Annotated in this window: 20 protein-coding genes; 13 read left to right on the top strand and 7 right to left on the bottom strand. The window is 69.9% G+C overall.

Features of this window, described 5'->3' with window-relative positions:
• Positions 1-5: 5 nt before the first annotated feature.
• Positions 6-1,745, bottom strand: a complete 1,740-nt coding sequence (locus NDI65_RS19570) for an excinuclease ABC subunit C (protein ID WP_089777114.1) — start codon at positions 1,743-1,745, stop codon at positions 6-8.
• A 132-nt stretch (positions 1,746-1,877) separates the two neighbouring features.
• On the opposite strand from NDI65_RS19570, the gene NDI65_RS19565 reads away from it, so the two are divergent.
• Positions 1,878-3,404: a methyl-accepting chemotaxis protein gene (locus tag NDI65_RS19565; RefSeq protein WP_089777113.1), complete on the top strand. Its 1,527-nt coding sequence runs from the start codon at positions 1,878-1,880 to the stop codon at positions 3,402-3,404.
• Positions 3,405-3,426: 22 nt separating this feature from the next.
• Here NDI65_RS19565 and NDI65_RS19560 read toward each other — a convergent pair whose 3' ends face one another.
• A complete protein-coding gene (locus NDI65_RS19560; RefSeq protein WP_310894126.1) occupies positions 3,427-3,963 on the bottom strand; it encodes a VIT1/CCC1 transporter family protein in 537 nt (178 codons plus the stop codon).
• A gap of 121 nt (positions 3,964-4,084) precedes the next feature.
• On the opposite strand from NDI65_RS19560, the gene NDI65_RS19555 reads away from it, so the two are divergent.
• From NDI65_RS19555 to NDI65_RS19545, 3 genes are all read left to right on the top strand, one after another.
• A complete protein-coding gene (locus tag NDI65_RS19555; protein WP_007274665.1) occupies positions 4,085-4,360 on the top strand; it encodes a hypothetical protein in 276 nt (91 codons plus the stop codon).
• Positions 4,361-4,492: 132 nt separating this feature from the next.
• Positions 4,493-5,473 carry an ABC transporter ATP-binding protein gene (locus NDI65_RS19550; RefSeq protein WP_089777111.1) on the top strand — a complete coding sequence of 327 codons (981 nt, stop codon included), beginning with the start codon at positions 4,493-4,495 and terminating at the stop codon, positions 5,471-5,473.
• Positions 5,470-6,393 carry an ABC transporter permease gene (locus NDI65_RS19545; protein WP_089777110.1) on the top strand — a complete coding sequence of 308 codons (924 nt, stop codon included), beginning with the start codon at positions 5,470-5,472 and terminating at the stop codon, positions 6,391-6,393. Before NDI65_RS19550 ends, NDI65_RS19545 begins: the two co-directional genes overlap by 4 nt.
• Positions 6,394-6,432: 39 nt before the next feature.
• On the opposite strand, the gene ligA is transcribed toward NDI65_RS19545, so the two are convergent.
• The 4 genes from ligA to NDI65_RS19525 all read right to left on the bottom strand — a co-directional run bounded on the left by ligA (position 6,433) and on the right by NDI65_RS19525 (position 11,045).
• Entirely contained in the window at positions 6,433-8,532 is a 2,100-nt protein-coding gene (gene ligA / locus NDI65_RS19540) for an NAD-dependent DNA ligase LigA (RefSeq protein ID WP_089777109.1), read from the bottom strand.
• 93 nt (positions 8,533-8,625) lie between these two features.
• A complete protein-coding gene (locus tag NDI65_RS19535) occupies positions 8,626-8,844 on the bottom strand; it encodes a hypothetical protein (protein WP_089777108.1) in 219 nt (72 codons plus the stop codon).
• Positions 8,845-8,940: 96 nt separating this feature from the next.
• On the bottom strand, positions 8,941-10,293 hold the full coding sequence (locus NDI65_RS19530) for a cytochrome P450 (RefSeq protein ID WP_089777107.1): 1,353 nt from the start codon (positions 10,291-10,293) through the stop codon (positions 8,941-8,943).
• A 98-nt stretch (positions 10,294-10,391) separates the two neighbouring features.
• Positions 10,392-11,045, bottom strand: coding sequence for a helix-turn-helix domain-containing protein (locus NDI65_RS19525; protein WP_089777106.1), 654 nt, complete (start codon positions 11,043-11,045; stop codon positions 10,392-10,394).
• A 172-nt stretch (positions 11,046-11,217) separates the two neighbouring features.
• Here NDI65_RS19525 and NDI65_RS19520 point away from each other — a divergent pair, with 172 nt between their 5' ends.
• From NDI65_RS19520 to NDI65_RS19480, 9 genes are all read left to right on the top strand, one after another.
• A complete protein-coding gene (locus NDI65_RS19520; protein WP_089777105.1) occupies positions 11,218-12,537 on the top strand; it encodes an O-acetylhomoserine aminocarboxypropyltransferase/cysteine synthase family protein in 1,320 nt (439 codons plus the stop codon).
• Positions 12,534-13,781, top strand: coding sequence for a homoserine O-acetyltransferase (gene metX / locus NDI65_RS19515; RefSeq protein WP_310894125.1), 1,248 nt, complete (start codon positions 12,534-12,536; stop codon positions 13,779-13,781). Before NDI65_RS19520 ends, metX begins: the two co-directional genes overlap by 4 nt.
• Before the next feature lie 130 nt (positions 13,782-13,911).
• Positions 13,912-15,204, top strand: coding sequence for an O-acetylhomoserine aminocarboxypropyltransferase/cysteine synthase family protein (locus tag NDI65_RS19510; RefSeq protein ID WP_310894124.1), 1,293 nt, complete (start codon positions 13,912-13,914; stop codon positions 15,202-15,204).
• Between the two features lie 154 nt (positions 15,205-15,358).
• On the top strand, positions 15,359-16,480 hold the full coding sequence (locus NDI65_RS19505; protein WP_193310925.1) for an inorganic phosphate transporter: 1,122 nt from the start codon (positions 15,359-15,361) through the stop codon (positions 16,478-16,480).
• Positions 16,481-16,620: 140 nt separating this feature from the next.
• Positions 16,621-17,010 carry a ferredoxin Fer gene (fer, locus tag NDI65_RS19500; RefSeq protein ID WP_089777101.1) on the top strand — a complete coding sequence of 130 codons (390 nt, stop codon included), beginning with the start codon at positions 16,621-16,623 and terminating at the stop codon, positions 17,008-17,010.
• Between the two features lie 119 nt (positions 17,011-17,129).
• Entirely contained in the window at positions 17,130-18,071 is a 942-nt protein-coding gene (locus tag NDI65_RS19495) for a hypothetical protein (protein ID WP_089777100.1), read from the top strand.
• 73 nt (positions 18,072-18,144) lie between these two features.
• On the top strand, positions 18,145-19,185 hold the full coding sequence (locus NDI65_RS19490) for an A24 family peptidase (protein ID WP_089777099.1): 1,041 nt from the start codon (positions 18,145-18,147) through the stop codon (positions 19,183-19,185).
• Between the two features lie 70 nt (positions 19,186-19,255).
• A complete protein-coding gene (gene hisI / locus NDI65_RS19485) occupies positions 19,256-19,636 on the top strand; it encodes a phosphoribosyl-AMP cyclohydrolase (protein WP_264371783.1) in 381 nt (126 codons plus the stop codon).
• 87 nt (positions 19,637-19,723) lie between these two features.
• A complete protein-coding gene (locus NDI65_RS19480) occupies positions 19,724-19,975 on the top strand; it encodes a hypothetical protein (RefSeq protein WP_089777097.1) in 252 nt (83 codons plus the stop codon).
• Between the two features lie 45 nt (positions 19,976-20,020).
• On the opposite strand, the gene glmM is transcribed toward NDI65_RS19480, so the two are convergent.
• Entirely contained in the window at positions 20,021-21,385 is a 1,365-nt protein-coding gene (gene glmM / locus NDI65_RS19475; protein ID WP_089777096.1) for a phosphoglucosamine mutase, read from the bottom strand.
• Positions 21,386-21,397: the final 12 nt, after the last annotated feature.

Genomic DNA, 21,397 nt, shown 5'->3' with positions numbered 1-21,397 from the left:
CCCGTTCAGAGCCGCCGTTTCAGCTCCGCGGCCGTCTTCTCGCCGACGCCGGGCACGTCGGTCAAGTCCTCGACCGACGCCTCGCGCACCCCCTCGACGCTCCCGAACCGCGTGAGGAGCGCTCGGCGGGTCTTCTCGCCGACGCCCGGCACGTCGTCGAGGACGGTCTTCACCTCGTCGCGGAGCGTCTGGTGGTACTGGACGGCGAAGCGGTGGGCCTCGTCGCGGACGCGCTGGAGGACGTGCAGGTGCGGCGCGTCGTCCGGCCAGTCGAACGTCCGGTCGGGCGTGACGACCAGTTCGCGGTCCTTGGCGATGCCGACGGCGGGCACGTCCCAACCGGTCTCGTCGAGGGCGTCGAGCGCGGCGTTCAACTGTCCCTTGCCGCCGTCGATGAGGAGTAAGTCGGGGTCGGGCCGGTCGTCGCGGCCCTCCAGCGCGCGGGTCGCCCGCCAGCGGACGAGTTCGCGCATGTTCGCGTAGTCGTCGTTGCGCTCGGGGAGTCGCCGCCGCCGGTAGTCCGCGGTCTCGGCGCTCCCCTCGACGAAACACACGTCGCTGCCGACGACGGCCTTGCCCTGCGCGTGGCTCACGTCGAAGCCCTCGATGCGGGCGACGCGACGCACGTCGAGGTCGAGTTCGCGGGCGAGCGTGGCGAGGCCGTCGTCGCGGCCGGCGCGCCGGCGGGCGTTCTTCAGCGCGAGTTCGACCAGTTTCGCCTCGCGGCCCGCGCCGGGGACGCGCACGCCCACGCCCTCCGATTCGAGCCACGCGACCACGTCCTCGTCGTCGGGGCGCTCCGAGAGGACGACCGCGTCGGGGAGGTCGCGCTCGGCGTAGAACTGCGCGAGGAACGCCGAGAGGACGGCGGCCGTGCGGTCTTCGCCTTCCGGGGCGTCGAGGTGGTGGCGGGTCCGGTCGACCAACTGGCCGCGCTCGGCGTGGAGTCGGGCGACGGTCGCCGAATCGCCGCGGAGCGAGACGCCGAGCACGTCGATGGCGCGCTCGTCGGACTGCGACGAGACGGCGTCCTCGCCCGCGCCGTGGAACGACTCGACGGCCTCCAGTCGGTCGCGGAGGTTGGCGGCGCGCTCGAACTCCGCGTCCTGCGCGGCCGCCTCCATCTCCCGGCGGAGCGGGTCGGCGAGGACGCCCGTCTCGCCCTCGAAGAAGCGGATTGCCGACTCCACGTCCTCGCGGTAGTCCCGTTCTGCGATTTCGCCGGTACAGGGGGCCGTACACAGGCCCATCTCGTAGTCGAGACACGGCCGCGAGCGGTTCGCGTACTTGTGGTCCGAACAGCCGCGGAGGCCGTAGGTCTCCCGAATCGCCTTCACGACCGTCTCGACGCGACCCTTGTCGGTGTACGGCCCGAAGACGGTCGCCGAGTCCTCGGGGTCGCGCGTGACCTCGACCCGCGGGACCGCGTGGGCCGTCAGTTGGACCAGCGGGTAGGACTTGTCGTCTTTCAGGCGGACGTTGTAACGCGGCTGGTGGCGCTTGACGAGGTTGGCTTCGAGGAGCAGCGCCTGCGTCTCAGTGTCGGTAACGGCGAAGTCGATGTGCTCCGCGCGGGCGACCATCCGGGAGATGCGCTCCGACCGGGGGTCCGCGTACGACCGAACCCGCGCGCGGATGTCGACCGCCTTCCCGACGTACAGCACCGCGTCGCCGGCGACGAACTGGTAGACGCCGGGGTCCGAGGGAAGCGCGCTGGCTCGTTCGCTGACCGCGGCAGGGTCCATCTGGGGTGGCTTACCGCGCGAAGAGCTTGAGGCTAACGCGTCGGGCGCAGCGCCGCCTCGCGGTCTTCTAATTATTCACTTTGATAATCTGCTCGAAAGATACTCCTGTGATGCTCTGAAACGTGGCCTCTAATGTCACTTGGTATACTATCTCGCGCCCGCTCGTGGTTCGGTGCGAAGACGCCGTTACCGGACGGCGGAATCGTCGCCGGCTCCGCCGCCGACGCGCCCGACCTGAACGTCGACGACGACGTACTTCTCGACGGCGTCGGGCTTCCGGCGTTCGTCCTCGACGAACAGGGTCGCATCGCGGCGTGGAACTCGGGCGTCGAGTCTTTGACCGGCACGTCCGCCGACGCCGCGCTCGGTCGCCGCGACCTCGGTGAGACCTTCTACGGCGACGCCGCGGCCCGCGTGCTCGCGGGGCAGGTCCTCGACAACCCCCGCGACGCCGCGTCGCTCGACGGCGTGGAGCTCGACGACTCCGACCGCCTGCTCTACGCGACCGAAGAGACGTTCACGGACGCGAACGGCGACGACTGCCACGCCCGACACACGGCGATGCCGCTCTACGAGGGCGGCGAGCTCGTCGGCGTCCTCCAGACCGTCCGCAACCGGACGACGGAGGTCGAGCGCCACCGCGAGGTCGCCGCACTCGTCTCCGAGGTCGAGTCGACGCTGACCCAACTGAGCCGGGGCAACCTCGACGCGCGGGCGACGATAGACGAACGCGGCACCGTCGACGACCAACTCTATCTCGTCGTCGACGCGGTCAACGAGACGGCGCGGAACCTCTCGACGCTGGCGTCGAACGTCGAAGACGAGACGGAGACGGCGACCGCGGCGGTCACGCGGGCCGCGTCGGCGGCCGACGCCATCGTCGAGAACGTCGAGGAACAGCGCGACCTCCTCGACGAGGGCGCGACCCAGATGCAGCAGTTCAGCGCGACGATGGAGGAGGTCGCCGCCACCGCCGACGAGGTCGACACCGCGGCGACCGAGGCGCGGCAGGCGACCGCCGAGGGCCGCGAGGCCAACAGCGAGGCGCGAGAGGCGACCGAGAGCGTCGTCACGATGGGCGACGAACTCGTCGACCGCGTGACCGAACTCGGCGGCCGCATGGACGACATCGAGGCGGTCGTGGAGGTCATCTCCGAGGTGGCCGAACAGACGAACCTGCTCGCGCTCAACGCGAACATCGAGGCCGCCCGCGCCGGCGAGGACGGCGACGGGTTCGCCGTCGTCGCCGAGGAGGTGAAGTCGCTCGCCGACGAGACGCGCCAGCACACGGAAGACATCACCGCGCAGATAGAGAACATCCAGTCGCAGACCGGCGAGGCGGTCCACGCGGCGACGGAGTCGAACGACCGCATCGAGCACGCCGACGAGCGCATCTCCGAGATGCTGGCGGCGTTCGAGGAGATCGCTGCATCCATCGACACCGCCGCGGACGGCGTCGCCGAGGTCTCCCGCGCGACCGACGAGCAGGCCGAGGCGGTCGAGGAACTGACCGCGACAATCGAGGACGTGCGCGACCGGACCGTCGAGACCGAGGGCGCGGTCGACAGCATCGTCACCGCGACAGACGAGAGCACGCAGGCGCTGTCGTCGCTCGCCACCGAGGTCGAGGAACTGACGGGGAACCAATCGGCTCCCTGATGCGAGGCTGACGACGCTCGTTTCAGGCGACGCCGGCGAGGAGGTTCCCGACCGCGTAGGCGACCGTGGCGGCCGCCATTCCGACGACGAACATCTCGACCCCGTTGGCGAGCCACGAGCGGTTCGTCACGAGGCTCCGACTCGCGCCGACGGCGAAGAACGCCGCGGCGGTGACGGCGATGGAGACGGGAAACAGCGGTTCGACCCGGAGCACGTACGGAAACAGCGGGGCCCACCCGGCGACGATGAAGGCGGCGAACGTCGCGGCGGCGGTTCTGACGGGCGTTTTCCCGTCGGTCCGGGCGTGGCCGTCGCCGCGGGCGTCGTGGTAGTCCTCCTCCGAGCGCTCGGCGAGGTAGTTGCTCATCCCCATCGAGAAGCCGTCGGCGAAGAGGTTGGCGAACCCGAGGACGATGACGATGCCCGGACTCAGCGACGCGCCCGCGACGCCGGCGACGACGGCGAACGTCGTGACGATGCCGTCGTTCGCGCCGTAGATGAGTTCGGGGAGGTATCGGCCCGACGACTCCACGTCGTCGCCCAGCAGCGTCTCCAACATGCCGGAATCGTACGCTCGCGGCGCGAATAAACGGCGGGGGCGCCGTGGCCGCGTCGCGTCGCGCCGCTCCCGCCGATTCGATGCCGGCACGCGTAAGGGTGCCCCGACCGAACCACGGCCCATGAGCGACGACGACACGACGCGGCTCTGGCTGGTCGAGCGGTCCTACGACGACCGGGACCTCATCATCCTCATCTACGCGACGCCGGACGGCGAGTACGAACTCCGGAAGGAGCTCGCCGCGGCCGTGATGCACCAGCGCCGGATGACCGTGACCGCCGCCATCGACGCGCCGACGGAGAACCTCGAACCCGTGGCCGACGACGACCTGCGCGAGCGGTACGCGACGGAGGCGACGAAGATGGCCGACTCCCACGAGCCCGACGACGAGGTCTGAGCCGACGAGGGGTCCGAGCCGCCCGACGGCGGCGAGGTGAGTGTCCGGCGACCGCCGATTTCGACCCGGAATGTTATCGCCCGTGATTTTCGCACCTAAAACACTTTAAGGCAGTGCGACGCAGGCCCGCCCATGGCCGCCATCGAACTGAACGGGGTGACGAAACGGTTCGAAGACGACGAGGGACTGTTCGATTCCCTCCTCCCGTCGTCCGAACCCGACACCGTCACCGCCGTCGACGACCTCTCGTTTTCCGTCGCTGAGGGGGAGGTCTTCGGGTTCCTCGGTCCCAACGGTGCCGGAAAATCGACGACGATCAACATGCTTCTCGACTTCGCCCGCCCGACGAGCGGGTCCGTCCGCGTGCTCGGACACGACGCGCAGGCCGAGAGCGTGGCCGTCCGGCGTCGGACCGGCGTGCTCCCCGAGGGCTACGAGGTGTACGACCGACTCACCGGGCGCGAACACGTCGAGTTCGCCATCGAGTCCAAGGAAGCCGACGACGACCCCGACGAACTGCTCTCCCGCGTCGGCTTAGACGCCGACGAGGCCGCCCGCCGCGCCGGCGGCTACTCCAAGGGGATGTCCCAGCGCCTCGCGCTCGCGATGGCGCTCGCCGGCAGTCCCGACCTCCTCGTCCTCGACGAGCCCTCCTCCGGGCTCGACCCCGCCGGCGCGCGCGAGATGCGCGACATCGTCCGCGCCGAGGCCGACCGCGGCGCGACGGTGTTCTTCTCCAGCCACGTGCTCGGACAGGTCGAAGCGGTCTGTGACCGCGTCGGCATCATGCGCGACGGCGAACTCATCGCCGAGGACACCATCGAGGGCCTCCGCGACCGCGTCGACGCCGAGGCGACTCTCCGCATCGACGTCGACGGCGACGCCGACCTCGACGCGGTCCGAGCGCTCGACGGCGTCTCCTCGGTCGAGACCGACGGCGACCGCCTCGTCGTCGGCTGTACCGACGACGCGAAGACGCGCGTCATCGAGGCCGTCGAGGCCGGCGGCGCGACCGTCGCCGACTTCGAGACCGACTCGGCGTCGCTCGAAGACATCTTCCTCGCGTACACCGAGGGCGACGACTCGGCCGACGAACCGGAGGTGGCGGCGTGACGCTCGAATCCGTCGCGCGCAAGGACTTCCGCGACGCCCTCCGGTCGCGGTGGCTCCTCGGCCTGACGCTGTTTTTCGCCCTCCTCATCGGCGGGTCGACGGCGCTGTTCTACGGCGTCCTGCTCTCCGGCGCGGGCGCGAACTCCGAGACGCTGTTCGGCCTCACCACCGCGCCGGGCGGGCTGTTCAACTTCTCGTACGCGGGTATGCTCGGGTTCGTCCTCGCGCTCATCGCGCTCGTGACGGCCCACGGCTCGCTCATCGACGAGCGCGAGTCGGGCACCATCAAGCTCCTGCTGTCGCTTCCGAACTCCCGGCGCGACGTGGTGTTCGGAAAGCTCGTCGGCCGCACGCTCGTCGTCATCATCTCGATGCTCGTCGGCTTCGTCGTCGCCCTCTTTGCGATGCTGTTCACCGGCGGGCAGGTCATGTTCGTCTCCTACGCGGGACAGGTGGCCCTCTCGGGACTCCTCGCCACGGCGTTCGTCTCCATCGGCGTCTGGCTCTCGGCGACCTCGGCCTCCCAGCGGCAGGCGCTGTTCGGCACCGTCGGGCTGTACTTCATCTTCGCCGTCCTCTGGTCGACGGTCGCCACGGGCGTCCCGCGGCTCGTCAACTGGGTCGTCGAACAGCTCGGTCTCACCGCACTGACCGCGCCGCAAATCGTCCAGATGAGACTGTTCATCAAGTATCTGAACCCGCTTCGGGCCTACGAGACGCTGGTCGCGGAACTGTACGGCCCCGCGGTCGCCGCCCGCCTGTTCAAGGCCGGTCTCGGCGAGCAACTCGTGATCCAATCGACGTTCAATGAGTCGCTTCCGTTCTACTTCACCGGGCCGTTCATCCTCGCCATCCTCCTCGCGTGGATTGTCGTCCCGCCGCTGCTCGGCTACCGGGCGTTCGAGAAGACGGACCTCTGAGGCGGTCGCGCCAGCACCGCCTCGGCGACGCCGACTGTTTTACTCCGGCGGGTACGCCACGCCGCGCTCAGCGAGCAGGTCCTCGAACTCGGTTTCCGCGAGCGTCGGCACGTCGTTCGCCTCGGCGTCGTCGCGCTTCGACTGGCCGGGGTTCTCGCCGACGACGAGGTAGTCGGTGTTGCCCGAGACGGACCCCGTGACGTTGCCGCCGTGCGATTCGACGAGCTCTTTCACGTCACCTCTGCTGACGGCGAGCGTCCCGGTCACGACGAACGTCAGGCCGTCGAGTTCGTCGCCGCCGGATTCGACGGGTTCGGGGTCGACGCCGCGGTCGAGGAGCGCGCGAATCACGGCGCGGTTGTCCGCGTTCTCGAAGAAGTCGCGGACGCGACGCGCCACCGTCCCGCCCACGTCGGGCACCGTCGTCAGGCGGTCTTCGAACGCATCGAACTCGCCTTCCTCGGCGTCGGCCTCGATGGGGAACGCCCCGATTTCGCCGAACTCGCGGGCGAGGCCGCGGGCGGTCGCCTCGCCCACTTCGGGGATGCTCAGCCCGACGAGAAACGAGTCGAGCGACGGATGCTTGGCGTTCTCGACGGCGGCCACGAGGTTCTCGGCGCTCGTCTCGCCCCACCCCTCCAACTCGGCGAGGTCGTCGGCCGTCAGGTCGTAGAGGTCGGCGACCGTCTCGACGAGGCCCGCGTCGACGAGTTGGGCGACGCGCTCCTCGCCGAGGCCGTCGATGTCCATCGCGCCCTTGACCGCGAAGTGGCCGATGGAGGCCTCCCGCTGGGCCGGGCACGACAGCCCGCCCGAGCAGAACGCCAGCGGGCCGTCGCGGTCCACCGCGCTCCCGCAGACGGGACACTCGTCGGGGAACTCGTAGCTTCCGCCGCCGTCTTCGGTGACCTCGACCACCTGCGGAATCACGTCGCCGGCGCGCTTGACGCGGACGCGGTCGCCGACCGCGACGCCGAGGGCGGCTATCTCGTCGGGGTTGTGGAGCGTCGCCCGCGAGACCGTCACGCCGCCCACGTCCACGGGGTCGAGGATGGCGACCGGCGTGAGCCGCCCCGTCCGCCCGACCTGCACGACGATGTCGCGGACGGTCGTCACCTCGTGGCGCGCGGGGAACTTGTAGGCGAACGCCCAGCGGACCGAGCGGCTCTTTTCGCCCAACTGCTCGCGGGCCTCCCGCGAGTCCACCTTGATGACCGTCCCGTCGATTTCGTAGTCGAGGTCGTCGCGGGCGGCCTGCATCCGGTCGCGGTAGTCGATGGCCCCCTCAACGTCCGCGGCGCGCTCGATGCGGTCGGCGACGCGGAGGCCCCACTCGCGCAGGCGGTCGAGCGCCGCCCACTGGCTGTCGGGGCGCGCGCTCGCGTCGAGGATGTCGTAGAAGAACACCGCGAGCGGGCGGTCGGCGACGACCGAGGGGTCGAGGTTGCGGAGCGTCCCGGCGGCCGCGTTCCGGGGGTTGGCGAAGGCGTCCTCGCCGGCCTCGACGCGCCGGGCGTTGAGGTCGCTGAAGTCGGACTTCGGCATGTAAATCTCGCCGCGGACGGCGAGTCGGTCCGGGTGGTCGCCGCGGAGCGACAGCGGGACGGTCGGAATCGTCTTCACCTGCGCGCTCACGTCGTCGCCGCGCCGGCCGTCGCCGCGGGTGGCCGCGCGGACGAACTCGCCGTCCTCGTAGACGACTTCGACCGAGAGGCCGTCGAACTTGGGTTCGCAGACGTAGTCGACGTCGCCGACCTCGCGGCGGACCCGCTCGTCGAACTCGCGGAGGTCGGCGGCCTCGGTGCTCTGGTCGATAGAGAGCATGGGCGCGACGTGCTCGACCGTCTCCAGCGCGTCGATGGGTTCGCCGCCGACGCGGTTCGTCGGGCTGTTGGTCGTGTCGAGGTCGAACGCGCCTTCGAGCGCGACCAGCCGGGAGAACAGCGCGTCGTAGGCCGCGTCGGAGACGAGCGGGTCGGCCGCGACGTAGTAGCGGTGGTCGTGTTCGCGGACGGCCTCGCGGAGGAGCGCGGCCTGCTCCTCGGCCGCCTCGCGCGAGAGCGACTCGGCGGGCTCGAACTCGGTCGGCGGGTCGCGGAGATAGGGGTTCGACTCGGCGTCGACATCGGCGTCGCTCATTGGTTCGGGTGTCGGCCGGACGGCGGGTAAACGCTCCGGGGTGGTGGCGGGTCGGCCGGTGCGGCCGGCGGCGACGGCTCGTGCCGACCCGCGTCACGCGAACAGGTAGGCGACCCCGAGCGCGGACATGAAGGCGCCGACGAACCGCGTGAGCGTCACGTTCCACTCGGCGGGTTCGACCTCGTCTTTGGGTGTTTTGCTCCCGATGGCGTCGACCCGCTCGCCGAGTTTCGACACGCGGTAGGGGAACGCCGCCGCGGGGAGGCCGACGGCGAGGAAGACGGCGGCGACGAGGAGGAAGTCTCCGGCCATGGAACCGGTCCACGGCCTCGGAGAATAAGGGTGTTGGCGACGACGGCGGGCGAAACCGGGGCTGAGACTACGCGCCGCCGCGATTGCCACCGGCGCTTACCGGCGGTTCACGACCATCTCGACCGACCCCTCGGGCCGGAGGGTAATCGAGGGGTCGAACGAGAGGTCGTGGGTCGGGTCGACCGTCCACGACTGGGCAATCGTCGCCAACGCGAGGCGCGCTTCCAGCATGGCGAAGCGGTCGCCGATACACCGCCGCGGGCCGCCGCCGAACGGGAAGTACGCGTACTTCGGGAGGTCGCGTTCGAAGTCCTTCGTCCACCGACTCGGCCGGAAGTCGAGGGGGTCGTCGTAGAACCGCGGGTCGCGGTGGAGCACCCACTGCTGGACCGCGACGGTCTGACCGGGTTCGACGCGGTAGCCGCCGACGGTGTCGGGTTCGGCGGCCTCGCGGATGAGTTCCCACACCGGCGGGTAGACGCGCATCCCCTCCTTGACGACCTGCTCGGTGTAGGTCAGGTCGTCGAGGTCGCCGAAGCCGGGCCGGTCGCCGCCGAGGACGGCGTCGAGTTCCTCGCGGAGCGTCGCCGCCTGCTCGGGGTTCGTCCCGAGGAGGTGGAGCGTGTAGGTGAGCGCCAGCGCGGTCGTCTCGTGGCCGGCGAGGAGGATGGTCACGAGCTCGTCGCGTATCTGCTCGTCCGGCAGGGGTTCGCCGTCGTCGTCGCGGAACGTCAACAGGAGCGAGACGACGTCGTTGGCCTCGGGGTCGGGGCCGTCCTCGCGGTGTTCGGTCACGATGCGGCCGACGACCTCGGTGAGGTCGTCCAGCGCCCGCTGGTACCGGCGGTTGCGCGGGGTGGGTACCCACCGGGGCACGTCCACCGGGCGCTTCATCGAGGTCGACGAGTAGTCCATGACGGTTTCGAGGGCGTCGCCGACGGCGGACTCCTCCTCGCGGATGTCCACGTCGAACAGCGTCTTCGCGGCGATTTCGACGGTGAGGCTCATCATGTCCCCGTGGATGTCGCGCGTCTCGCCGTCCTCCCACGACGACAGCATGCGCTCCGTGTAGTCGACCATCACCTCGCTGTAGCGCCGGAGCATCTGCGGGAGGAACGCCGGCTGCATCAGGTGGCGCTGCCGCCGCCAGAACTCGCCTTCGCTCGTGAGCAGGCCGTCGCCGAGGACCGTCCCGAGCGATTCCTGAAACAGCTCGCCTTTGATATACCGCTGGTTCTCCTGCACGAGGACGTGTTCGACGAGTTCGGGGTCGCTCAGCTGGTAAAACGAGATGCCGCCGATGTCGTACTCCGCGACCGGACCGTACTCGCGGGCGACCTCGGTGACGAACGCCAGCGGGTCGTCCGCGTACCGGAGGGTGTGGTGAACCACGGGCTTCGACGGGGGACTCGGCGGTCGTTCTCGACCGCGTTGCGTCGCTTCTGACATAGGTGAAGCTACGGGCGGAGGCGGGATGGCGCTGCTGCCGATGCCCGCCGGCCCTTTATATAGTGGCCCACCAAGTCGGCGACGCGACGACGGCGGGGTCACCCGAGGCGGTTCATCACGCGCGACTCAACCTTTCGGAGGTGTTCCGAGACGGTGCTCTGCGAGCAGTCGAGTTCGGCGGCGAGTTCTTCGACCGACACCCGGCGCGGGATGTCGTAGTAGCCGCGCTCGACGGCGGCGTCGAGCACTTCGCGCTGGCGGGCGGTGAGGTCCGCGCGGACGCCGCCGCGGACCGGCTCGTAGTCCGAGAGGCCGTCCACGCAGAACGCGTCTGTGAGCGAGTCGGGGAGCGACGTGACCGCGCCCGTGAGTTGCGCGTGGCTCCCGAGGACGTTGACGACGACGCCCTCGCGGGTGAGCCGAATCGGCATGTCCAAAAGCAGGTCGTGTTCGTCGACGAGTTCGAGCAGTCGCCGCACGGCGTCGTCGGGGACGAGATGGACGTGGCAGACGACGCCGCCGTCGGCCGTCTCGTCGGCGTCGAAGTCGACGATATCGGGGTGGTCGGCCAGTCGCGCCTCGATGTCCGGCGGCACGTCTTCGAGGACGCAGAGTTCGACCACGGTTCCGTCGGGCCGGAGCCGCAGGTCGCGAAGCTCCCCGCACGGGTGGCGGCCGTCGACCGCGAACACGTCGTACGGGCTCCCGAACGGGTTTTCCTCGGCGTCGAAGTGGGCCCGGAGACACTTCATGCGTTAGTTCCCCTCTCGCGCCGCCGAGGTATGCAAGTTACTCTCCGACGCGGTCCCCGTCGGTCGTCGGTCCCCGTCGGTCGTCGGTCCCCGCCGCTCTCCGCCGCTAACCACGGGCAACGCTTGCCGTAACTGACGGTTATTCCTCTGTCGAAGATTATGCACCTGATACATGAATCGAGGCTTCCGCACGCTCGGCCTCCACGCCGGACAGGACCCGGACCCGGCGACAGGGGCCCGCGCCCCGCCGCTCTATCAGACCACGTCGTACGTCTTCGACGACGCGGACCACGCCGCGGACCTGTACGCCCTCGAAGCCGACGGCGACGTCTACTCCCGCATCTCCAACCCGACGACCCGCATCCTCGAACGCCGCCTCGCCGCCCTCGAAGCGGGCGTCGACGCGGTCGCCACCGCCTCGGGCATGGGCGCGCTCGACGCGCTCACGACCGTCCTCGCGTCCGTCGGCGATAACGTCGTCCTCTCGGAGGACATGTACGGCGGCACGGCCTCGTACTTCTCGAAGACCGCGGTCAGGCGCGGCATCGAATCCCGGACCGTCGACACCCTCGACGTCGACGCCTACGAGGCGGCCATCGACGAGGACACCGCCTTCGTCCACGTCGAGACGGTGGCGAACCCCTCGCTGAAGACGCCGGACTTCGAGGCCATCGCCGAGGTCGCCCACGAGCACCGCGTCCCGCTCGTCGTGGACAACACGTTCGCCACGCCCGCGCTCTGTCGGCCCATCGAACACGGCGCGGACATCGTCTGGGAGTCCACGACCAAGTGGCTCCACGGCTCCGGCACGACCGTCGGCGGCGTCGTCGTCGACGGCGGCACCTTCCCGTGGGACGCGGCCGACTACGACGAGCTTTCGGGCGAGAACCCCGCCTTCGGCGTCGACTTCGTCGAGCGGTTCGGCGAGCGCGCCTTCGCCGAGGCCGTCCGCCAGCGCGCCGTCAGGAGCACCGGCAGTTGCCAGTCGCCGTTCGACGCGTGGCAGACCTTGCAGGGCGTCGAGACGCTCGCGCTCCGGATGCGCGCCCACTGCGAGAACGCCCGCCGGGTCGCCGAGTTCCTCCGCGACCGCGACGGCGTCGCGTGGGTCACCTACCCCGGCTTCGAGGACCACGAGACCCACGACCTCGCCTCGGAGTACCTACAGGGCGGCTACGCCGGCATGGTCACGTTCGGCCTCGACGGCGAGGACGACGAGGCGGCCTACGGGGCCGCAAAGACCGTCTGCGAGTCGGTGGACCTCGTGAGCTTCCTCGCCAACATCGGCGACGCGAAGACGCTTCTCATCCATCCCGCGTCGACCACGCACGCCCAACTCTCGATGGATGAACAGCGCGCCGCGGGCGTCGCGCCGGACATGCTCCGCCTGTCGGTCGGCATCGAGGACGCCGACGACATCGTCGCCGACCTCGACCAGGCAATCGAACGCGCCCTTCGTCGGCAGGCCGACGGGGACTCGGAGGATACATGAGCCGCACGCGAACCACGCCCGGTCGCCGGGTCGAATCGGACGTCGTCGACGTCGGCGAACACGAGTTCGAGTCGGGCGAGATACTGCCCGACCTGAAAGTCGCCTACGAGGCCTACGGCGAGTTCGACGGGCAGAACGCGGTTCTGGTCTGCCACGGCCTCACCGGGAGCCAGCACGTCGCCGGCCACGGAACCGAGTCGGGCGTCTCCGGGCAGGCCCGCGCGTGGTGGGGCGACATCGTCGGGCCGGGCAAGGCGCTCGACACGAACGACTACTACGTCATCTGCGTGAACGTCCCGGGGTCGTGTTACGGCACGAGCGGCCCGGCGAGCGAGGGCCCCGACGGCGAGCCGTGGGGCACGGACTTCCCGCCGGTCACCGTCCACGACTGGACCCGCGCCCAGCGCCGCCTGCTCGACCACCTCGGAGTCGGTCGCTTACACGCCGTCGTCGGCGGCTCCGTCGGCGGCATGAACGCCCTCGACTGGGCCGTGCAGTTCCCCGACGACGTGGAACGCCTCGCGGTCGTCGCCTCGGCGGCCCGCCTCGACTCGCAGTGTCTCGGCATCGACGCCGTCGCCCGCCGCGCCATCACCTCGGACCCGAACTGGAACGGCGGCGACTACTACGGGGAGGACCGCCCCTCGCCCGACGCGGGCCTCGGCCTCGCCCGCCAACTCGGCCATCTGATGTACCTCTCGAAGGACTCGATGGAGCGCAAGTTCGGCCGGCGCTCGGCGGGCCGCGGCGACCGCGGCGACGCCTTCCCCTCGGACCCCGCGGCCTCGTTTTTCCCGTACCGCGAGGTCGAGTCCTACCTCGACTACCAGGCCGAGAAGTTCGCCGAGCGGTTCGACGCCAACGCGTATCTGTACCTCACGCGCGCCATGGACGACTTCGACCTCTCGGAGGGCTACGAGTCCGACGCGGCCGCCCTCGCCGCCTTCGAGGGCGAGTCGCTCCTCGTCTCTTTCACCGGCGACTGGCACTTCACGACCGAGCAGTCGGAGTCGCTGGCGGGCGCGTTCCGCCGCGTCGACGTGCCGGTCGCCCACCACGTCGTCGAATCCGACCACGGCCACGACGCCTTCCTCGTCGAACCCGAGAAGGTCGGGCCGCCGCTCGGCGATTTCGTCGACGAGGGCGTCGCGGGTCGCGCGGTGACCGACACCGCCCCCGACGGCGGGGAATCCGACGACGACGAGGACTTCGCGCCCGTTCACTCCTCGCTGTTCTCGCGCTGAGACGCGGGCGAGTCGCGCGCTTCCCTTGGTTTTCGGGGTTTTCACATGTGGGTCGCTACCGCGTCGCAGAACCCGGCGGGAATTGCGACCGCCACCGCGATTTACGCCCGTCCGCTTCGACGGTCGAGGTATGAGCGACGACAACCCGGGCTTCCACACGCGGAGCCTCCACGCCGGACAGAGCCCCGACTCGGCGACGGGCGCGCGCGCCCCGCCGCTGTACCAGACCACCTCGTACGTCTTCGAGGACGCCGCCGACGCCGCCGCGCAGTTCGCCCTCGAAAAGCCGGGCCACATCTACTCGCGGCTGATGAACCCGACCGTCGGGATGCTGCAGGAGCGCCTCGCCTCGCTCGAAGGCGGCGTGGGCGCGGTCGCCACGTCGTCCGGGATGGCCGCGTTCGACCTCGCCACCTTCCTGCTCGCCTCGGCCGGCGACAACATCGTCTCCGCGTCGTCGCTGTACGGCGGGACCTACACCTACCTCACCCACACCGTCGAGCGCCGCGGCGTCACGACCCGGTTCGTCGACACCCTCGACGTGGACGCCTACGACGAGGCCATCGACGACGACACCGCCTTCGTCCACCTCGAAACCATCGGCAACCCGGCGCTCGTGACGCCCGACATCGAGGCCATCGCCGAGATCGCCCACGACCACGGAACGCCGCTGTTCGTGGACAACACGTTCGCCACGCCGTACCTCTGCAACCCCATCGAACACGGAGCGGACCTCGTCTGGCAGTCCACGACGAAATGGATTCACGGGGCCGGCACGACCATCGGCGGCATCCTCGTCGACGGCGGGACCTTCCCGTGGGACGAGTACGCCGACGACTACCCCGAAATCGCCAAGCCGAACCCGGCGTACCACGGCGTCAACTTCGACGAGACGTTCGGCCCCGCCGGCTTCACCTACGCCGCCATCGCCCGCGGCCTGCGCGACCTCGGAAACGCCCAGTCGCCGTTCGACGCGTGGCAGACGCTCGAAAAGCTCGAATCGCTCCCGCTTCGGATGCGCGCGCACTGCGAGAACGCGCAGGCCGTCGCGGAGTTCCTCGACGACCACGAGAAGGTGTCGTGGGTGAACTACCCCGGCCTCGAATCCCACGAGACCCACGAGGAAGCGGCGAAGTACCTCGACGGCGGCTACGGCGGCATGATTACCTTCGGCCTCACCGACGGCTACGAGGCCGCCAAGGGCACCGTCAACAACGTCGAACTCGCGTCGCTCCTCGCCAACGTCGGCGACGCGAAGACGCTCGTCATCCACCCGTCGTCCACGACGCACCAGCAACTCACCGAAGACGAGCAGGCCGCCGCGGGCGTCACGCCCGACATGGTCCGCCTGTCGGTCGGCATCGAGGACGTCGACGACATCATCGACGACCTCGACCAGGCGATTCGCGCCGCGTCGAACTGAACCGAGTCGGCTCGCCTCGGACGAACCGCTCTCGGTCGCCGCGTCGGGTCGGCCTCGGCGGACGAGTCGGCGACCGACCGCCGTCCCTTTTGTGCCTGCGCCAGTAGGTGACTGCGTGGTAGAAGCACTCCTCTTCGTCGGTCTCCTGGTGGCAGTGTTCGTCGGGTTCAACATCGGCGGCTCGTCCACGGGGGTCGCCTTCGGCCCCGCGGTCGGGAGCGACGTGCTCGGAAAGCTCGCCGCCGCGGCCCTGATGACCGGGTTCGCGCTCCTCGGCGGGTGGACCCTCGGCCGGGAAGTCGTCGCCAAGATGGGCGGCGAAATCGTCCCGCAAAGCGAGTTTACCCTCGCGGCGAGCGTCGCCGTCCTCTTTTTCGTCGGCTTCGCGCTGTTGGTCTCCAACACCTTCGGCGTCCCCGCCTCCACGTCGATGACGGCCGTCGGGGCCATCGCTGGCCTCGGCCTCGCCCACGGGTCGCTCGACGCCGGCGTGATGCTCGAAATCATCTCGTGGTGGATCGTCGCGCCCGTCATCGCCTTCTGGGTCTGCGCGGTCATCGGGCGGTACGTCTACCCCTACCTCGACGCGTGGCTCAAACTCGACCGGAGCCCCGGCGCGCTGGTCGAACTCGACCGCGACGGCGGCGTCCCGCGCCCGCGACTCGGGCCGAACACGACCTACCGCGAGTTCGGGAGCACCGTCCTCGTCGTCGTCGTCGCCTGTTACATGGCGTTCTCCGCGGGCGCGTCGAACGTCGCCAACGCGGTCGCTCCGCTCGTCGGCAACGGCGCGCTCGAAATGAACACCGGCATCCTCGTCGCCGGCGGCGCTATCGGCCTCGGCGCGTTCACCATCGCCCGCCGGACGCTCGACACGGTCGGCAACGACCTCACGCAACTGCCCATCCTCGCGGCGCTCATCGTCGAGACGGTGAGCGCGTCGCTCATCTCCTTCCTGTCGGCCATCGGCATCCCCGCCAGCCTCGCCGTGAGCGCGACGATGTGCATCGTCGGTCTCGGCTGGGGTCGGGCGACCCGCACCGTCACCATCGGCGAGGCCCTGAGCGGCGGCGAGGCCCCGAAGGTGTCGGTCAACGCGCTCGCCGCTGAGCGAGAGGACGAGGTACCGAAGATGGGCGAGGAAGCGCCGGACGAACTCTCCGCGCAGGACCTGTTCGACCCCGGCACGACCGGGCGCGTCATCTTCTTCTGGATGCTCACGCCCTCGCTTTCGGCCATCGCGTCGTACGCGTTGTTCTCGGCTGACATTATCTGAAGCGCTCGCCCGACCCGCCGGCCGTTCCGAAACCATCACGGTCAACAATGAAACAAACGGGCGGCCATCGCCCCGGTGCGGATCGAATTCGGCGCACGGAACAGCAAAGTCTAATGGGGTGGCCTTCGAATCCTCTGTCGATGCCCACGGTAACCTACCTCAACTACGAAGTTCTCGACGACAACGGCTGGGACCTCGACGACGACAACCTCTTCGAAGAGGCGGCCGACGCCGGTCTCGACGCCGAAGACTACGGTGAGATGGAAGTCAACCAGGGCGAGTACATCCTTGAAGCCGCCGAGGCCCAGGGCTACGACTGGCCCTTCAGCTGCCGCGCAGGTGCCTGCGCGAACTGTGCGGCCATCCTGAAAGAGGGCGAAATCGAGATGGACATGCAGCAGATCCTCTCCGACGAGGAGGTCAACGACAAGAACGTCCGTCTCACCTGCATCGGTTCGCCCATCGAGGACGAGGTCAAGATCGTCTACAACGCGAAGCACCTCGACTACCTGCAGAACCGCGTCATCTGAGGCGCTCACCCGCACATTTCTTTCGACGCGCCGACCCGTGACCCGCGGGTGCGCCGTTTGTCCGCCCCGTGAACTGCGAGGCCGACAGCGATTTGTCCCGCGACGCAGTCGCTTCGCTCGTGTCGAGTCTCACGACCGTCGCCCGGGAACTCCGTTCTGACCGCTCGCTTCCGTCCGAAGCGACCGAAGTCGGACGGCTCGGACTGTTTCTCGCCTGTCTCGCGGTGGCGAGCGCGGTCAGCTACTGGGTCGCGCTCAGGCTCCGCGGCGTCCCGATAGTCGGCGCGCTCTCGTCGCCGAACGTCTCCGGACTCGCGATTCCGACGCTCGCATACGCGAGCTATCGCGGCGTCTCGCTCCCGTTCGGCCCGCCCGAGCGGTCCCGACTCGCCGACGCGCTGGCGACGGCCCTCGCGCCGGGACTCGCCGTCGTTGCCACGAGCGCCCTCCTCGCGGTCGGCTTCGACGCCTCGTACGCCGCGCTCGTCGGGTGGACGTACCACCCCGAGGCGTCGGTCGCAACGGCGGCGGTTCGGGCCGCCGAAGACGCGGCGCTCGCGGGCCTCGGGTTCGGGCTCCTCGTCGCGGTCGTGTTCGACCTCGGCTCGTCGCGGGTCGGCCTCTCGCCCGCTCGCGCGGTCGCCGCGACGGCCGCGCTCGTGACGTTCTTTCGCTCGGTGCTCCGCGACGCCGCCTTCACGCTGGTCGTCTTCCCGAAACCGTGGCGTGTCGCCACCGTCTCCCTTCTCCTCGTCGCTACCGTCTGCGGCTGCGTCGCCGCCGGCGTGACGTACCGAAGCGCGGTCGAGCGGTCGCTCCGCCCCGTCTCGCGGCCGGCGCTCGCCCCCCTGTTCGCCTTCGGACTGCTCGGTCTCGTCGCCTTCGGGACCGTCTTCGCCGAGTTCCCCGGCGGCGTCGAGCACCTCCTACGAGCGCTCGCGTTCGGCGTCGCCGCCTTCGGCTACGCCCGCGCGGAGTCGGTGTGGGTCCCCGCGGCCGCGCTGGCGCTGTTCTCGATTTCGGTTCGACTCGTCGGCTTCGTGGAACTCGCGGCGTTCTGACCCGTCGGCGGGGTCGGTTTCAGGATTGATACCCGTCCCGAACACCTAACTCCCCTGCCCCCAGTCTGCGGGTATGTTCGGTATCGGCACGCTCCCCGACCTCCTGCGGTTGGCGGTGCTCCCCATTCTCGCGTGGACCGCGGTACGCGACGTTCGCACGCGGCGCGTCCCCAACGTCGTCTGGTATCCGCTGGCCGCGCTGGGTCTCGTCCTGCTCGCGTGGGAACTGGTCGGCCACCTCCCGCCCGAGACCGTCTTCGACCGGCTCTATCTGATTCGCGTCGGCGTGAGCGTCTGTCTCGTCGTCCCGCTTTCGTACCTGTTCTGGCGGCTCGGCGGCTTCGGCGGCGCGGACGCGAAGGCGCTCATGGTGTTCGCCGTCCTGCTCCCGACGTTCCCCAGCTACACCCTCGCCGGGACGGAGTTCCCGCTCGCCGCCACCCGCCTCGGCGTCTTCTCGATGACGGTTCTCACGAACACGGTCATCGTCGGCCTCGCCTACCCGCTTTTCCTCGCCGCCCGGAACCTCGCCGACGGCGAGTTCGAGTTCCCCATCTCGTTCGTCGGCCGCCGCGTCTCCGTGGCGTCGCTCTCGACGGCCCACGGCCGCCTGTTCGAGTCGCCCGAGGGCGTCACGCGGAACGGCCTCGACCTCGACGCGCTCCGGATGTACCTCCGCTGGCGCGGCCTGACGCTCTCGGACCTGCGTTCGAACCCGGACACGCTCCGCGACCCCGACAGCATCGACGAGACGTTCGACCCGACGGACGGCGCGGTCCACCGCGCGGCGACCGACGGCGGCACGTCGGCCGATTTCGACGGCGACGACGCGGCCGCGGACGCCGGCGACGGAGACGCCCCCGGCGTCGGGGACGCGGACGCGTCGTCCGACGACCCGTGGGGCGCGGCCCGGTTCCTCGACAGCATCGAGGGCACCGCCTACGGCACGTCGCCCGAGAAACTCCGCGGCGGACTAGAACTCGTGACGACCCGCGAGTCGGTGTGGATTTCGCCGGGCATCCCGTTTCTCGTACCCATGTTCGTCGGCCTCGTCGTCGCGTTCGTCTACGGCGACGTCCTCTTCGGCGTCCTCGGCGCGCTCGGCATCGTCTGAGAACTCGCGGAGAGCCGGGTCGGGCGCGCCTCCCGCGCGGCGACGCACAAGAGATAACCCCCGCCACCGCGTGGCCCGAACCATGACCGTCGATGTCGACTTCGGCGAGGACGGCCTCGTCCCCGCCGTGGCGCAGGACGCCGACTCCGGAGAGGTGCTCATGCTGGCGTACGTCTCGCCCGAGGCGCTCGACCGAACCGTCGAGACGGGCCGGGCGCACTACTACTCGCGGAGCCGAGACGAACTCTGGGAGAAGGGTGCTTCGAGCGGCCACACACAGGAGATTCGGGAGGTCCGCGTCGACTGCGACGCCGACACCCTGCTGTACCTCGTCGACCAGACCGGCGGCGCGTGCCACACCGGTCACCGGTCGTGTTTCTACCGCACCGTCGAGGGCGAGCACGTCGGCGAGCGCGTCTTCGACCCCGACGCGGTCTACGACGACGAGTGACCGATGCGAGCCGACCGATGACGGGCGCGACCGGCGTGACCACGGCGACCCCCGTGGCGACCGACCGATGACCGCGGTCCCGAGGCGATGGTGAACGTCAGTCCGATTTCGGTGGTCGCCATCGTCGTGGGGCTGAGCTGTTTCGCCCTCGGCGGCCGACTGCTCAAGAGCGCCGCGGCCGCCCGCCGGGTCGCCCGCTCCGACGACCCGGAGTTCGTCCTCGACCCGACCCGCGAGGACCCGCCGGACGACGAACTCGACGGCGACGACCTCGAACGCGGCTTCATGCTTCTGGTGTTCGGCGCGCTGGCGCTCCTGTTCGCGGCGATTAGCCTGTGAGCGGCGGGTGAAAAGAGGTTCTTTTCGGTCGGTTTTGCGGTCGAGTTATAGCGTCGCAACCGCGTGTCGGAGCGCGTCGGCGGCGTCCTCGGCGAGTTCGCTCGCGCGCTCCTCGGAGCGACCTTCGGCGTAGACGCGGACCTTCGGCTCGGTCCCCGAGGGTCGGACGAGCACCCACGCGTCGCCGTAGTCGAGGCGGTAGCCGTCGGTCGTGTTCGGGGTCGCGTCGGCGGATTCGGCGTAGTCGGCGGCGGCGTTGAGCATCGCGGTCAACTCGGACTCCTCGTCGTATTCGAGGTTGATGCGGACGTTGTAGTAGTCCTGATACGGGGCGACGAGTTCGCTCGGCGGGCGCTCGGCGACGAGTTCGAGGAACTTCGCCGCGATGTACGCGCCGTCGCGGACGAGGCGGTAGTTGGGGTAGAACACCCCTCCGTTGCCCTCGCCCGCGACGGGGACGTTCCGGCCCTCGCGCCAGAGTTCGCGGACGCGGGTGATGAGGTTCGTCGCGCCGATGGGCGTGAGTTCGAGGTCGGCACCGACCTCCTCGCAGACGTCGACGAGCCGCTGGGAGACGTTCACGGCGGAGACGGTCGCGTCGCCCGGTTCGAGGGCGGCGGCCGCGAGGGCGGCAAGCGACGCCTCGCCGGAGATGCACTCGCCGCGCTCGTTCACGAAGACGGCCCGGTCGGCGTCGCCGTCGTGGGCGATTCCCACGTCGGCGTCGGTCGCGCGGACGAGGCGTTCGAGGTCGCGGAGGTTCTCGGGGACCGGTTCGGACTGGCGGCCGGGGAAATGGCCGTCGGGTTGGGCGTTGACGGTGCGGACCTCGCAGCCGAGTTCGCGGAGGAAGTCGGGCGTGACGAGCGACCCGGCCCCGTGGCCGGGGTCGAGCGCGACGGTGAGGTTCGCGGCGGCGATTTTCTCGCGGTCGACGTTGGCGAGGAGGTCTTCGCGGTAGCCGTCGTTCGCGGTCCCGACCGACCGGACGCGTCCGACGCCGTCCCACTCGGCCACGTCGAACTCCTCGGCGAGGATGTGGTCTTCGATGCGCTCTAACTCCTCGACGGCGAGTTCGACGCCGTCGTCGCCGACGAGTTTGACGCCGTTGAACTCCGGCGGGTTGTGCGAGGCCGTGATGACGACGCCCGGAACGGCCTCGGTCTCGCAGTAGCGGACCGCGGCGGGAGTGGGGACGACGCCGAGGTCGTCCACGTCGACGCCGACGCTCGCCAGCCCGGACTCGGCGGCGTTGACGAACATCTCACCCGTCGTCCGGGTGTCCCGTGCGATGGCGACCCGGTCCGCGTTCCAGACCGTGCCGGCGGCCTTGGCGACGCGGAGGACGAACTCCGGGGTGAGGCTCTCACCTACCACGCCGCGGGTGCCGCTGGAACCGAAGAGTTTCATTGAGTGTGTGTG

This window comes from Haloferax sp. S2CR25 (assembly GCF_031624535.1).
GTDB lineage: Archaea > Halobacteriota > Halobacteria > Halobacteriales > Haloferacaceae > Haloferax > Haloferax massiliensis.
Note: the sequence above shows the minus strand (reverse complement) of the source record. Positions and strands in the feature narration are given on the sequence as shown.